A 13231-nucleotide genomic window follows, 5' to 3' on the forward strand; every position below is an offset into this window, starting at 1 on the left:
GAATTCATGTTCAACAGGAATACCAAACATCCAGGTAACAGTGTCCGCAAAAGTCTTGCTCATGTTGATTTCTGCTGCAACACTCCTCGTCTGGTCTGCCGTGCCCGGTTGGTCGCGCGACCCCTCATCCACCGGAACCTTGAAGGAGTAGCGGCCGTGTTCCGAACCCGGTTCACCCGTCGTCTTCCGGCCGCCATAGCGGTGGCCGGCCTCGCGCTCGCCGCCGCGGCGTGCGGCGGTGAGTCGACCAACGCAGGTGCGGCGCCGGCGGCGACAGCCGACCAGCTCAACCCGAACGCCGACCTGTCGAAGCAGTCGGTCAACGTGACGGTGTGGGACGGGTACACGCCCAAGGAGCTGCCGCAGAAGGTCAAGGACAAGCTCAAGTTCCCGCTGAAGATCGGGATCCACGACACCAACGAGACCGCCATGACCAAGTTGACCGCCGGTGGCGACACCGGCATCGACGTGGCGTTCGTGTCCGGACAGTACGCCCAGGCGCTCAACGAGCAGGGCCTGCTGGAGCCGATCCACCCCGAGCTGATCCCGAACCTGTCGAACCTCTACCCCGAGGCCACCCAGCTGTCCTACGACAAGGGCAACAAGTACTCGGTGCCCTACACCTGGGGTACGACCGGCATCTGCTACCGCAGCGACCTGGTGAAGACGCCGCCGACGAGCTGGAAGGACCTCCTGCAGCCGCCGTCCTGGGCCGACAAGAAGGTCACCATGATGACCACCGAGCGCTGGCTGGCCCTGCCCGCGCTCAAGGCGCTCGGCTACTCGGTCAACACCGACAAGGACGCCGAGATCGCCAAGGCCAAGGAGCTCCTGGTCGCGGCCAAGCCGCACTTGCTCGGCTACGACGACACGACCTTCGGCGACAAGCTGAAGTCCGGCGAAGCGGTGATGGTCGAGGCGTGGGACGGCTGGTGCCCGACCACGGACGAGAAGCAGAACATCAAGTTCGCGGTGCCGAAGGAGGGCAGCGACCTCTGGGTGGACACCATGGTGATCATGAAGTCCTCCAAGAACAAGGAGGCGGCGCACGCCCTGATCAACTACATCCTCGACCCCGAGATCCACAGCTGGGCCGCCGTGAACATCAACTACAAGGTGCCCAACAAGGCCGCCATGGACAAGGTGGACATCGCCAAGGGCTCGCTGCTCGACATCAAGCCGGCCGAGCTGCTCAACGGCGAATCGCTCATCGACCTGGGCCAGGCGTCGGTGAAGTACACGCGCCTGGCGACCGAGATCAAGGCGCAGTCGTAGCCGCGGGATGAAGTCAGAACACGCATGAAGTCAGAAGCTCAAGCCCGGCCGGTGTCCCCTTCGAGGGGACGCCGGCTGGGTGCGTTCGTTTTCCTGTCACCCGGCCTGACGTACCTGGTCGTGCTCCTGCTGGTGCCGCTGGTGCTGGTGCTGAGCTACACGCTCTTCCAGCGCGGCCGGTTCGGCGGGGTCGTCTACGAGGTCACCGGCGAGAACTTCAGCCGCCTGATCGATCCCCTCTACCTCAGCGTGGTGGGCACGTCCCTGAAGATCGCGGGGCTCACGACGCTGCTCGCGCTGCTGCTCGGCTACCCGACGGCTTATTTGATCGCGCAGCTGCCGCGCAAGTGGAAGACGGTCGCGCTGGTCGCCGTCGTGCTGCCGTTCTGGACGAATTTCATCATCCGCGTCTACGCCTGGATCATTCTGCTCAACGGTCCCGGCCTGCTGAACTCGGGGTTGAAGGCGCTCGGGCTGGGGCCGTACGAGCTGCTCTACAACCAGGGCGCCATCATCCTCGGGCTGCTCTACTCCTACCTGCCGCTGATGGTGCTGCCGCTCTACGCGGCGATCGAGCGGCTCGACCCGCAACTTCGCGAGGCGTCGGCGAACCTGGGCGCCTCGGCGTTCAGCACCTTCCGCAAGGTGACGCTGCCGCTGACGGTGCCGGGCGTGCTGACCGGGTGCCTGTTCGTGTTCGTGCCCAGCTTCGGCAACTTCGTCATCCCCGAGATGCTCGGCGGCGGCAAGTCGGTCATGGTGGGCAACCTGATCCGCACCGAGTTCCTGCAGGCGCGCGACTGGCCCTTCGGCTCCGCGCTGACGCTGGCCCTCGTGGCGGTCCTGGTGGTGCTGCTGATCGCGCAGTCGTGGGTGGCCCGTCGTGCGTAGGTCGAAGTGGTTGCACGTTCCGTTCTGGGCGACGTACGTCTTCCTGTATGCGCCGATCGTCGTGCTCGTCGTGATGTCGTTCAACTCCGGCAGGTCGGCCTACACCTATGAGGGCTTCAGCCTCAAGTGGTACGGCGAGCTGGCCCAGGACGAGCGCATCAGGGACGGCGTGGTCAACACGCTCATCGTGGCCGCGGGCTCGACCGTCGTCGCGACCGTGCTCGGCACGCTGCTGGCCGTCGGCCTGGCCAGGTACACCCGCTCGAAGACGCTCGACGCGCTCGCCCTGATGCCCGCCGTGCTGCCCGACCTGGTGCTGGCCATCGGGCTGCTGGTCTTCTACGGGATGATCCAGCTCACGCTGGGGCTCTACTCGGTGATCCTCGCGCACGGCGTCTTCTCGATGGCGTTCGTCGCCGCGGTGGTGCGTACCAGGCTGTCGAACGCCGACACCTCGCTGGAGGAGGCCTCGCGCGACCTCGGGGCCGGCCCGGTCGTCACGTTCATGAAGGTGACGCTGCCGCAGCTCACGCCGGGCATCATCGCGGGCGCGCTGCTGGCCTTCACGCTGTCGCTGGACGAGTTCGTGATCGCCTTCTTCACGATCGGCAACAACGAGCAGACGCTGCCGATCGTCATCTATTCGATGATCCGTTTCGGGGTGACCCCGAAGATCAACGCGCTGGCCGCGATCCTGCTCCTGGTGAGCTTCACCGCGGTGATCGTGGGCCAGCGCATGACCAAGATCGGGGAATCACGTGCTGAAGATTGACGGGATCACCCGGCGGTTCGGTGAGGTCACCGCGCTCGACGGGGTCTCCTTGGAGATCCGCCAGGGTGAGTTCTTCGCCCTGCTGGGCCCCTCCGGCTGCGGCAAGACCACGCTGCTGCGCATCCTGGCCGGGTTCGAGACGCCCGACGGCGGCACGGTGACGCTGGACGGCGAGGACCTGCTCGGCAAGCAGCCGAACCGGCGGCCGATCAGCCTGATGTTCCAGTCGTACGCGCTGTTCCCGCACATGACCGTGGCCAAGAACGTGGCCTACGGCCTGGAGCGCGAGAAGCTGCCGCGCCAGGAGATCAAGCAGCGCGTCGCCGAGGTGCTGGAGACCGTCGGCCTGTCGGAGCTCGGCGGCCGCAAGCCCGCCCAGCTCTCCGGCGGCCAGCGCCAGCGCGTCGCGCTCGCCCGCTCCATCGTCAAGCGCCCGCGCCTGCTCCTGCTCGACGAGCCGCTCTCCGCGCTGGACAAGAAGGTCCGCGCCGACATGCAGCTGGAGCTCAAGCGGCTGCAGCACGAGGTCGGCATCACCTTCGTGGTCGTCACCCACGACCAGGAGGAGGCCATGTCGCTGGCCGACCGCATCGCGGTCTTCGAGCGCGGCGGCGTGCGCCAGGTGGACCAGCCCGTCGAGCTCTACGAGCGGCCCCGCACCCCCTTCGTCGCCGACTTCGTCGGCGCCAACAACCTGTTCGAGGGTACGGCCGGCGAGGCAGAGGCTCTCAGGACCGACGACTTCGGCCTGCTGCCCGGCACCCCGCTGGAGGAGCTGGCAGCCGGCGCCAAGGCGCTCCTGGGCGTCCGCCCCGAGAAGATCGAGCTACGCGAGGAGACGGCCGAGCACGGCCTCCAGGGCACCGTGCTCGACGTCAGCTTCTACGGCGGCGTCTCCCACATCTCGGTCGACCTGCCCGGCCGCGCCAAGCCGGTCCTGGTGGCCGTGCAGGGCGCCAGCGCCGTGCGCCAGGGCGCCAAGGTCAAGCTGCACTGGCGGCACGATGACGCCGTCATCATCCCGGCGGGCCAGGGAACGGCTCAATGAGCCAGGCCGTGGCCCGTCGCCGTGCGCGCGTAGGAGAGGATCAGCTCGGCCGCCTCCTGTGGACCTATCACCGGGTGCCGGGCGGTGATCCGGTAGCCGTAGGCGTCCTCCAGGGCCACCAGGTTGCGCGAGATCGTCAGCGAGTCGGAGCTCAGCGTGAAGACGCCCAGCGCGGCCCCCGTGTCCAGGATCGACTGGTACATCGACACCTGCCGGTCGTAGAGCGAGGTGAGCAGCACGCCGTAGACCCGGCTGCGCCCCGCCGCCCCGCCCAGCTCGTTGAGCAGCCGGACGTCGGGGTCGAGCGGACCGGTCGGCAGCCCCGACCTGATCGTCATGACCAGCTTCTCCGCCGGGTCGGTGAGCGCCGCGAGCTGGCGCATCCGCTGCTCGTAGAACCGCTCCATCCCGGCGTGCTGCGCCTCGACCAGCAGCTCGCTGAGGTCGGGATAGTGATACAGCACGGCGCCCGAGGTAAGCCCCGCCTCCTCGGCCACGTGCGAGAGCTGGACGCGGTCGATGCCGTGACGGATGATGGCCCGCCGGGCCGCCTCGATCAGGTCGATGCGCCGGTCGCTACGGCTCTTTCGCTGGGTCACACTCACCGCCTTGTTCGTCTGCCGTTCAGGAAGCCGTGACCATAGTGCCTTGAAGTTGACCGGCCCGCTAGATGAGTATTTGAATTCCCCTTCAAATTGATGCCACCTCGGAGCGCGTGATGTCCCTCACCATCCTGTTCATGCCGGAAAGCGCCTACGGGCCCACGAACAACAGCATCGGCATCGGCGACATTCTCCGTCGCCGCGGTCACCGCGTCGTCTTCGCCGCCGAGGCCTCGTGGAAGGGCAAGCTCGAAGCGCTCGGCTTCGAGGAGGACCTCGTCGACCTGGCGCCTCCGGCCGAGGGCGACGAGGAGCAGGACGCGGGGCAGTTCTGGAAGGACTTCATCCGCGAGACCGCCCCGGAATACCGCAAGAGCACGCTGGAGCAGCTCGAAACGGTGACCAAGCCCATCTGGGACTCCCTCATCGACGGCGTCAAGTACTGCGAGCCGCAGCTCAAGGCGATCATCGAGCGGGTCCAGCCGGACGTCATCGTCGAGGACAACGTCATCACTTTCCCCGCGCTGCTCACGGCCGGCAAGAAGTTCGTCCGCATCGTGTCCTGCAACCCGCTGGAGGTGCGCGGCGACGACGTCGCCCCGGTGTTCTCGGGTCTGCCCGCCGACCACCGCGGGGAGTGGGACGCCTTCCGCGCCGAGTACGACCGAACGCATCGCGAGATCTGGAGCGCCTTCAACGCGTGGTGCGTCGAGCAGGGCACCGAGCCGCTGCCCGACCTCGACTTCATCCATGAGGGCGACCTGAACCTCTACGTGTTCCCGGAGATCCTCGACTACACCGACGCCCGCCCGCTCGGCCCCACCTGGCACCGCCTCGACTCCTCGGTGCGCGAGACCGATGGGGACTTCGAGCTGCCCTTCCAGCGCACCGAGCGCAGGAGCTCGCGACGAGAGAGCGACGGAGGAGCCAACGAGGAGCGAAGCGGGCGCGACCATAAGCACGCCGGCGCGCTGGTCTACTTCTCGCTCGGCTCGCTCGGCTCCTCCGACGTGGAGCTGATGCAGCGGGTGGTCGACGTGCTGGCCACCACCCCGCACCAGTTCATCGTCTCCAAGGGCCCGCTGCACGAGGAGATCAAGCTGGCCGACAACATGTGGGGCGCCGAGTTCCTGCCGCAGACGAAGATCATCCCGCTCTGCGACCTGGTCATCACCCACGGCGGCAACAACACCACCACCGAGGCGCTGCACTTCGGCAAGCCGATGATCCTGCTGCCGCTGTTCTGGGACCAGTACGACAACGCCCAGCGCGTGGACGAGCTCGGCTACGGCGTGCGGCTGTCGACCTACGCCTTCACCGACGAGGAGCTGACGGGCGCCCTCGACCGCCTGCTCGGCGACGAGCAGCTGCGCGCCCGGCTGGCCGCCGAGGGTGAGCGGATCCGCGGCCTCGACGGGCTGCGCAAGGCCGCGGACCTCATCGAGGAGCTGGGGCAGCGGTCCGATGCGTGAGCTGATCAACCCCGCGACGGGGCTCGTCTTCGACAAGATCGCCGACACTCCCGTCGAAGACGTGACGCGGGCCGTGGGGACGGCGCGCGCCGCCTTCGAGGAGTGGTCGCAGGCCACCCCGGCCGAACGGGCCCGGGTGCTGCTGCGGCTGGCCGACCTGGTCGAGGCCGACGCCGAGGAGCTGACCCGGCTGGAGGTCGAGGAGACGGGCAAGCCCGCTGCGGTCTTCAGGGACGGCGAGCTGCCGTTCGCGGCCGACAACCTGCGCTTCTTCGCCGGGGCCGCGCGCTCGCTCGACGGGTCGGGCGCCGGGGTGTTCAGCCGCGGCTACACCTCGGTCATGCTGCGCCGCCCGGTCGGCGTAGTGGGCTCGATCGCGCCGTGGAACTTCCCGTTCGTGATGGCCGTGTGGAAGCTCGGCCCGGCCGTCGCCGCGGGCAACGCGGTGGTCATCAAGCCCGCCCCGCAGACGCCCCGCACCACGCTGCGCCTGGCCGAGCTGTTCGCCCAGGCGGGCGCGCCGGCCGGTCTGGTGCGAGTGGTCACCGGCGACGCCGAGGTGGGGGAGGCGCTGGTCACCGATCCGGGCGTGGACATGGTCAGCGTCACCGGCTCGACGGAGACCGGCCGAGCCGTCATGAGCGGCGCTGCCAAGACGCTCAAGCGGGTGCACCTGGAACTCGGCGGCAAGGCGCCTGCGCTGGTCTTCGAGGACGCCGACCTTGAGGAGACGGCCCGCGGCGTGGCCATGGGCGCCACGTACAACACCGGCCAGGACTGCACCGCCGCCACCCGCGTCTACGTGGCCCGGCCGGTGTACGACGACGCGGTGGAGGCCATCAGGCAGACACTCGCCGGCATCACCGTGGGCGACCCGTGGGACCCCGCCACCGACGTCGGCCCGCTGATCTCGGCGGCCCACCGCGACCGGGTGCACGGCTTCGTCTCCGGCTCCGGCGGGCGCGTCGTGCACGGGGGCGCGCCGGTCGACGGACCCGGCTTCTATTACCTTCCGACACTTGTTAACGAAGTGTCACAGAACAGCGATATCGTCCAGGGAGAGCTATTCGGTCCCGTCCTCGTGGTCCTGCCGTTCGACACCGAGGACGAGGCGGTCATGCTGGCCAACGACACGCGCTACGGTCTGGCCTCGTCCGTGTGGTCACGCGACGTCGCCAGGGCGATGCGGGTCTCGCACCGCCTCGACGTGGGTGTGACCTGGATCAACGACCACCTGCCGATAGCCAGCGAGGCCCCGCATGGCGGGGTCAAGGGCAGTGGGTTCGGCAAGGACATGAGCCAGGAGGCGGTGCAGGAGTATTCGGTGACCCGTCACCTGATGGTCAAGCACGCGGCGCCGGTGGAGCGAGACTCCTTCCGGCCCGCCTGAAAACGCGCGCGGCGAAATGCGACCTTGTGGGCACGTTTGGTCGCATTTGATGGGATATGTACGGTTGGCCGTCTGGTACGGGTTGTGTTCCAATTACCCAGCCCGCAGAAATCCCATGCGCCCCAAGCGTGTCAGATTTTCGAGCACGTAACGGCGAGAGGTTGCGAGAGTCAGTGAGGACGGATAACCCCAGGCACACCAGGTCCGGGGAGTACACAGGCGGACGGTTCCGGCTGGCGAACTGGCGCGTGCGCTCCAGGCTGGTGGCGCTGATCCTCATCCCCACGATCGTGGGTGTGCTCCTCGCCGGCGTCCAGCTCGCGAACGCCATCGGCACCAGCGCCGAGTACCGCCGGCTGACCCAGGTCGCCGAGCTGGTCCAGCGCGCCTCCGCGCTGTCGCACGAGGTCGCCAAGGAACGCACGCTCACCGCGTGGTACATGGCCGACCGCCGGCGTCCCATCCGCCTGAGCCAGCTCAAGACCCAGCGCGAGGCGACCGACGCGGCCAAGCAGCGCGTGCTCGCCGCCACCACCTCCATCGACGCCACCCACACCACCCGCGTCATCGAGGAGGTCGACGAGATCCGCCGGTGGCTGACCGGCCTCGACGGCCTGCGCAGGTCGATCGCGGGCGAGGCGAGCGTGCCGCCCCGAGCCGCCATCCGTACCTATTCCTCCCTGATCGAGGTCCTCGAGCGACTCCAGGCCGACCTGGGCGACGGCATCAGCGACGACGCCCTCCAGGGCGACGTGGCCGCGCTGACCGCTCTGGACGAGACCAGGGAGCAGGTGCTGCGCCAGCAGGGCATCCTCGTCGTGGCGCTGATCGAGCGTCGGCTGGACTATGACGACCTGTCCGACTTCCTCGGCTCCTGGAACAGCCAGCAGCAGGAGCTGGCCGCCTTCGAGCAGGAAGCCGCCCCTCAGGACCTCCAGGCGTACAAGAAGGGCGTGCGCGGCCCGCAGATCGACCGCGCGGACGCGATGCGCCAGCGGGCACTGGCCCAGCTGCGCGAGTACAAGACCATCAGGGACCTGGACATCACGACTCGCCGTGACCTCCAGCTCTGGTACGAGAGCACCTCGCTGTCCGCCAACGCCATGCGCAAGGTCGAGGACGGCCTGACCACCAGGATCGTGGCCACCACCCGCGACCTGAGCGACACCGAGCAGCGCAACGCCATCATCTCCGGCGCGACCATCCTGGTCCTGCTGCTCCTCGTCCTGGTGATCACCACCCGGGTGGCCGGTTCGCTGGTCCGCCCGCTGCGCCGGCTGCGCGCCGAGGCGCTCCAGGTGGCCACCACCCGGCTGCCCGAGACGGTCCGCCTGCTGCGCGAGTCCGGGGACAGCGCCGAGGTGCCCGACGTGCCCTCCGTCGGCGTCAACACCCGCGACGAGATCGGGGAAGTGGCCCGGGCCTTCGACGAGGTCCACCGCGAGGCGATCAGGCTGGCCGGCGACGAGGCCAAGCTGCGCGCCAACGTCAACTCGATGTTCGTCAACCTCTCCCGGCGCAGCCAGACGCTCGTCGAGCGGCAGCTGCAGCTCATCGAGGGCCTGGAGCAGGGCGAGGAGGACGAGAACCGGCTGGCGAACCTGTTCCGGCTGGACCACCTCGCCACCCGCATGCGCCGCAACAGCGAGAACCTCCTGGTCCTCGCCGGCCAGGAGGCCGCCCGCAAGTGGAGCGAGCCGGTGCCGCTGGTCGACATCGCCCGCGCCTCGCTGTCCGAGGTCGAGAACTACGAACGGGTCCAGATCCAGATCCCGTCCGGCATCGAGGTCGCCGGCCCCGCCGTCACCGACGCCGTCCACCTGCTCGCCGAGCTGATCGAGAACGCCATCTCCTTCTCCCCGCGCGAGAGCAAGGTCCAGGTCACCAGCTCGCCCATCGAGGGCGGCATCCAGGTGACGATCACCGACCTGGGCATCGGTATGTCGGCCGACGAGCTGGCCGAGGCCAACTGGCGGCTGGCCAACCCGCCGGTGGTGGACGTGGCCGTCTCGCGCCGCATGGGCCTGTTCGTGGTCGGCCGCCTGGCACTGCGCCACGGCATCAGGGTCCAGCTCGGGATGCGGGAGGCGGGCGGCCTGGCCGCGCTCGTCATGCTGCCCGACATGCTCCTCGGCGCCGCCGGTTCGGTGCCCCAGCAGCGCGGCCAGTACGAAGCCTTCACCACCTTCGACCCCAGCCAGCTGGAGCCGTCCTCGACGAACGGCTCGGGCGTCTACGCCGCGCCGCAGGCCACGGTCGACACTCCCGACATCCGTGACGACGCGCCGGTCGACACGCAGTGGCCGGGCACGCTGCCCGTGCCGGGCGGCGGCGGCAACTGGCCGCCGTTCGGCGAGGAGCAGCCGCCGAGGCAGCAGCCCGACGAGCAGCGCTGGCCGTCGTTCGCGGAGGAGCCGCCCGCGGCCGCCGCCCCGGGCGAGCAGCGCTGGCCGTCGTTCGCCGACGAGGCGCCGCGTCAGGACGAGCAGCGCTGGCCCTCCTTCGCCACCGAGCCGCCGCCCCCGGCGCAGGACGAGCAGCGCTGGCCGTCCTTCGCCACGGAGCCGCCCCCGCCCTCGCCCGCGGAGGAGACGCGCTGGCCGTCCTTCGGCTCGGCCGAGGACCTGCCGCCCAGGTCGCCGTTCGTCGAGCTGCCCAAGCCGTCCTACGACGCCGAGCCGCGGCCGGCGTACGGGTTCGAGGAGCAGCGCTGGCCGTCGTTCGCCGACTCGCCCATCCCGCCCGTCGAGCCGTTCACGCACAACGGCCGCGGCGCGTTCAACCCGTTCGGTCCCGGCGAGTACTCCTCCAAGGACCTGACCGGCCCGCTCCCGGCGGTGCGCAACAACTCGCCGCTGGAGCAGAGCGACGACTTCCTGCCGATCTTCTCCTCAGTCGGCTCCGACTGGTTCCGCAGGCCGGAGCCGGAGCCCGAGCCGTTCAAGCCGGAGCAGGAGTACCACTCCGAGATCTCCGCGCAGGAGGAGACGCAGATCGGGGGTATCCCGGCCGTGCCGCCGGCCGGCCCGCTCCCGCAGCAGCCCGCCGGGCAGCCCTACGCCCAGCCTTACGCTCAGCTCCCCGCGCACGCCGCCGCCGCGCCGCCACCGGTCGCCGCGTCCTCCGGGACGTCGGACAAGCCGGCGCTGCCGCAACGCGTGCCGGGCCAGTCCGGCGCGGGCTCGACGTGGTCCTCGCCCGCCGACACCGGCTGGCAGGCCGCGCAGGCCGCCGCCGAGCCGGCCATGGGCGGCACGACGGCCTCCGGCCTGCCACGGCGCGTGCCGAAGGCCAACCTGGTCCCCGGTACGGCCAGCCTGGCCGAGCCGCAGGCGACGTCGCCGGCGCCACAGATCTCTCCCGATCGATTGCGGAGCCGGCTGTCCAGCTTCCAGCAGGGGGTACGGCAAGGCCGCGCGTTCACCCGCGGAGAAGACAATGAGGAGGAGCAATGAGAGAACTGAGCCAGGGAGCGCGTGGCATCAGCTGGCTGATCACCGATTTCGTCAATAATGTGCCTGGAGTCGCGCACACCGTGGTGGTGTCGTCCGACGGCTTGCCGCTGGCTTTCTCCGAGGGTTTTCCCAAGGACCGGGCCGACCAGCTGGCCGCGGTCGCCTCGGGTGTGATCAGCCTGACGCAGGGCGCGGCTCGTGTGTTCGAAGGCGGTATGGTCACCCAGACCGTCATCGAGATGCAGCGCGGACTCCTGATGATCATGTCCATCAGCGACGGCTCCTGCCTCGCTGTGCTCGCCGCGCCCGATTGTGACATGGGCCTGGTCGCGTACCAGATGACGCTGCTCGTGGAGCGGGCGGGCCAGGTGCTCACCCCGGCCGTACGCGCCGAGCTGCAGGCGTCCCGCCCGCGCTAGTCGGACGGTGACAGGAGAAGATCATGATGTCAGGTCAGGGTTGGGCTGGTGATAGCACTCCGCCGCATCCGTCGGCTCCGCGTCCGCAGAAGCCGAGCTCCCTTGTCCGGCCCTATGCCGTGACAGGGGGCCGCACGGCCCCACGGATGAAGTTCGCCATGGAGGCCTTGGTGTCCTCCGTGACCTCGGAATATAAAGACATTTCACTATTGAGTCCGGAGTATCAGGCGATCATTCAGCTAACCCGGAACGTCAGGTCGGTTGCCGAGATCTCCGCCCTTTTAAGGCAGCCTCTTGGGGTGGTCCGGGTGCTGATCGCCGACATGGCGTCGGAGGGCCTGATCCGCGTGCACCAGCCTGCGCTGGACGCGGGAAAGCCGGACCTCAACTTGCTCGAAAGGGTGCTCAGTGGACTTCGCAGGCTCTAGCCCCGGCCTCACCTCGACGAAGATCGTCGTGGCCGGTGGCTTCGGCGTGGGCAAGACGACGTTCGTGGGTGCGGTCTCGGAGATTCTGCCGCTCACCACGGAGGCGGTGATGACGGACGCGTCGGCGGGTGTCGACGACGTCTCTCTCACGCCCAACAAGACGACCACGACCGTGGCGATGGACTTCGGCCGGGTCTCGCTCGACCGTGACCTGATCCTTTACCTGTTCGGTACGCCCGGACAGCACCGGTTCTGGTTCATGTGGGACGACCTGGTGCGTGGTGCGATCGGCGCGGTGGTGCTGGTGGACACGCGGCGGCTGGCCGACAGCTTCCCGGCCATCGACTACTTCGAAGAGGCCAAGCTCCCCTTCGTCATCGGCATCAACGGCTGGGACGGGAACTTCCAGCACCAGCAGGAGGAGATCCGGGAGGCGCTGTCGCTCAACCCGCACATCCCGATCGTCCGCCTGGACGCCCGAGTCAGAGACTCGGTGAAGGGCACGCTGATCACGCTGGTCGAACACGCCCTGACCCGCCACTCCCACACTCCGGCCTGACTTCCTCTGCACCAGTGCCGCCGGGCGAGACGCCCGGCGGCACTGGTGGTTCGGCCTGTCCTTCAGTTATGGGGACGTTCAGTTATGGGGACGTGCGGTCAGGAGGACGTGCTCTGACGGACGCGTCGTACGGAGACGCCCTCAGACGGAGGCCACGCCGCGCACCAGACGCCCCACCTCGGCGCGCAGATGGACGAAGTCCGGGTGCTCGCGGGAGCTGATCTGGTCGCGGGGACTGGGCAGCTCCACCTTCAGGTCGCCCACGACGTGCGCGGGCGCCTTGGACAGCACGACGACCCGGTCGCCCACGTACACGCTCTCGTCGATGTCGTGCGTGATGAGCACGATCGTCATCTGGTGGTGCCCGCGTACCTTCAGCACGAGGTCCTCTAGGTCCTCACGCGTCTGCGCGTCGACCGAGCCGAACGGCTCGTCCATGAGCATCAGCGCCGGCCGGTAGGCCAGCGCGCGGGCGATCGACACCCGCTGCTGCATGCCGCCCGACAGCTGGAACGGGTACTTGCGACCGGCCTCCGCCAGCCCCACCGACTCCAGAGCCTCGTGCGCCGCCTCGCGGCGCTGCTGCTTGGTCATGTCCTTGCGGCGCAGCGGCAGCGCGACGTTGTCCGCCACCGACATCCACGGGAACAGCGACCGGCTGTAGTCCTGGAAGACGACGGCCAGGTTGGCGGGCGTCTGGCGGACCAGCTCGCCCTGGACCTTGATGGTTCCGCCCGTGGGCTTGATCAGGCCCGCGATGGAGCGCAGGAGCGTCGACTTGCCGCACCCGGAGGGCCCGACGATGCACAGCAGCTCGCCCTCGGCGACGCTCAGGTTCAGGCCGTCGATGGCGTGATGCCGGGTCGGGCCTTCGCCGTAGACGTGCGTGAGGTTGTCTATCTCAAGCAAGGGGTTTCCTT

Annotated in this window: 12 protein-coding genes; 10 read left to right on the plus strand and 2 right to left on the minus strand. The window is 68.8% G+C overall.

The genetic code is table 11. The annotated features are described in order from the left end of the window. Positions 1-156: 156 nt before the first annotated feature. From LDL49_RS09030 to LDL49_RS09045, 4 genes are read left to right on the plus strand one after another with little or no spacing between them, the layout of a single operon-like run. Positions 157-1275, plus strand: a complete 1119-nt coding sequence (locus tag LDL49_RS09030; RefSeq protein ID WP_225290487.1) for a polyamine ABC transporter substrate-binding protein — start codon at positions 157-159, stop codon at positions 1273-1275. A 24-nt stretch (positions 1276-1299) separates the two neighbouring features. Continuing rightward, on the plus strand, positions 1300-2166 hold the full coding sequence (locus tag LDL49_RS09035) for an ABC transporter permease (RefSeq protein ID WP_225290488.1): 867 nt from the start codon (positions 1300-1302) through the stop codon (positions 2164-2166). Further along, a complete protein-coding gene (locus LDL49_RS09040) occupies positions 2159-2938 on the plus strand; it encodes an ABC transporter permease (RefSeq protein ID WP_225290489.1) in 780 nt (259 codons plus the stop codon). Before LDL49_RS09035 ends, LDL49_RS09040 begins: the two co-directional genes overlap by 8 nt. Then, entirely contained in the window at positions 2925-3986 is a 1062-nt protein-coding gene (locus tag LDL49_RS09045; protein ID WP_225290490.1) for an ABC transporter ATP-binding protein, read from the plus strand. The genes LDL49_RS09040 and LDL49_RS09045 overlap by 14 nt, the downstream gene beginning before the upstream one ends. Here LDL49_RS09045 and LDL49_RS09050 read toward each other — a convergent pair. Beyond that, positions 3980-4585 carry a TetR/AcrR family transcriptional regulator gene (locus LDL49_RS09050; RefSeq protein WP_225290491.1) on the minus strand — a complete coding sequence of 202 codons (606 nt, stop codon included), beginning with the start codon at positions 4583-4585 and terminating at the stop codon, positions 3980-3982. The genes LDL49_RS09045 and LDL49_RS09050 overlap by 7 nt on opposite strands. A 119-nt stretch (positions 4586-4704) precedes the next feature. On the opposite strand from LDL49_RS09050, the gene LDL49_RS09055 reads away from it, so the two are divergent. The 6 genes from LDL49_RS09055 (at position 4705) to LDL49_RS09080 (ending at position 12311) form a co-directional block, all read left to right on the plus strand. Continuing rightward, the gene (locus tag LDL49_RS09055; protein ID WP_225290492.1) at positions 4705-6060 is read left to right on the plus strand and encodes a glycosyltransferase; all 1356 of its coding nucleotides are present in this window, start codon (positions 4705-4707) and stop codon (positions 6058-6060) included. Further along, entirely contained in the window at positions 6053-7450 is a 1398-nt protein-coding gene (locus tag LDL49_RS09060) for an aminobutyraldehyde dehydrogenase (RefSeq protein WP_225290493.1), read from the plus strand. The genes LDL49_RS09055 and LDL49_RS09060 overlap by 8 nt, the downstream gene beginning before the upstream one ends. Positions 7451-7623: 173 nt before the next feature. Next, positions 7624-10905 (plus strand): sensor histidine kinase, encoded by a 3282-nt coding sequence (locus LDL49_RS09065; RefSeq protein ID WP_225290494.1) that lies wholly within the window; start codon positions 7624-7626, stop codon positions 10903-10905. Further along, positions 10902-11324 carry a roadblock/LC7 domain-containing protein gene (locus LDL49_RS09070; protein ID WP_246650111.1) on the plus strand — a complete coding sequence of 141 codons (423 nt, stop codon included), beginning with the start codon at positions 10902-10904 and terminating at the stop codon, positions 11322-11324. Before LDL49_RS09065 ends, LDL49_RS09070 begins: the two co-directional genes overlap by 4 nt. A 26-nt stretch (positions 11325-11350) precedes the next feature. Next, positions 11351-11752 (plus strand): DUF742 domain-containing protein, encoded by a 402-nt coding sequence (locus LDL49_RS09075; protein ID WP_225290601.1) that lies wholly within the window; start codon positions 11351-11353, stop codon positions 11750-11752. Continuing rightward, positions 11733-12311: a GTP-binding protein gene (locus LDL49_RS09080; protein WP_225290495.1), complete on the plus strand. Its 579-nt coding sequence runs from the start codon at positions 11733-11735 to the stop codon at positions 12309-12311. The genes LDL49_RS09075 and LDL49_RS09080 overlap by 20 nt, the downstream gene beginning before the upstream one ends. Positions 12312-12452: 141 nt before the next feature. Here the strand turns inward: LDL49_RS09080 and LDL49_RS09085 are convergent, their stop codons facing one another. Continuing rightward, positions 12453-13220, minus strand: a complete 768-nt coding sequence (locus tag LDL49_RS09085; RefSeq protein ID WP_225290496.1) for an ABC transporter ATP-binding protein — start codon at positions 13218-13220, stop codon at positions 12453-12455. Positions 13221-13231 lie beyond the last annotated feature (11 nt).

This window comes from Nonomuraea aurantiaca (assembly GCF_020215705.1).
Taxonomy (GTDB): Bacteria; Actinomycetota; Actinomycetes; order Streptosporangiales; family Streptosporangiaceae; genus Nonomuraea; species Nonomuraea aurantiaca.

Coding starts and splice junctions, on each gene's coding strand:
- LDL49_RS09035 (WP_225290488.1), top strand. CDS start 1,300: ATGAAGTCAGAAGCTCAAGCCCGGCCGGTGTCCCCTTCGAGGGGACGC.
- LDL49_RS09055 (WP_225290492.1), top strand. CDS start 4,705: ATGTCCCTCACCATCCTGTTCATGCCGGAAAGCGCCTACGGGCCCACG.
- LDL49_RS09060 (WP_225290493.1), top strand. CDS start 6,053: ATGCGTGAGCTGATCAACCCCGCGACGGGGCTCGTCTTCGACAAGATC.
- LDL49_RS09070 (WP_246650111.1), top strand. CDS start 10,902: ATGAGAGAACTGAGCCAGGGAGCGCGTGGCATCAGCTGGCTGATCACC.
- LDL49_RS09075 (WP_225290601.1), top strand. CDS start 11,351: ATGTCAGGTCAGGGTTGGGCTGGTGATAGCACTCCGCCGCATCCGTCG.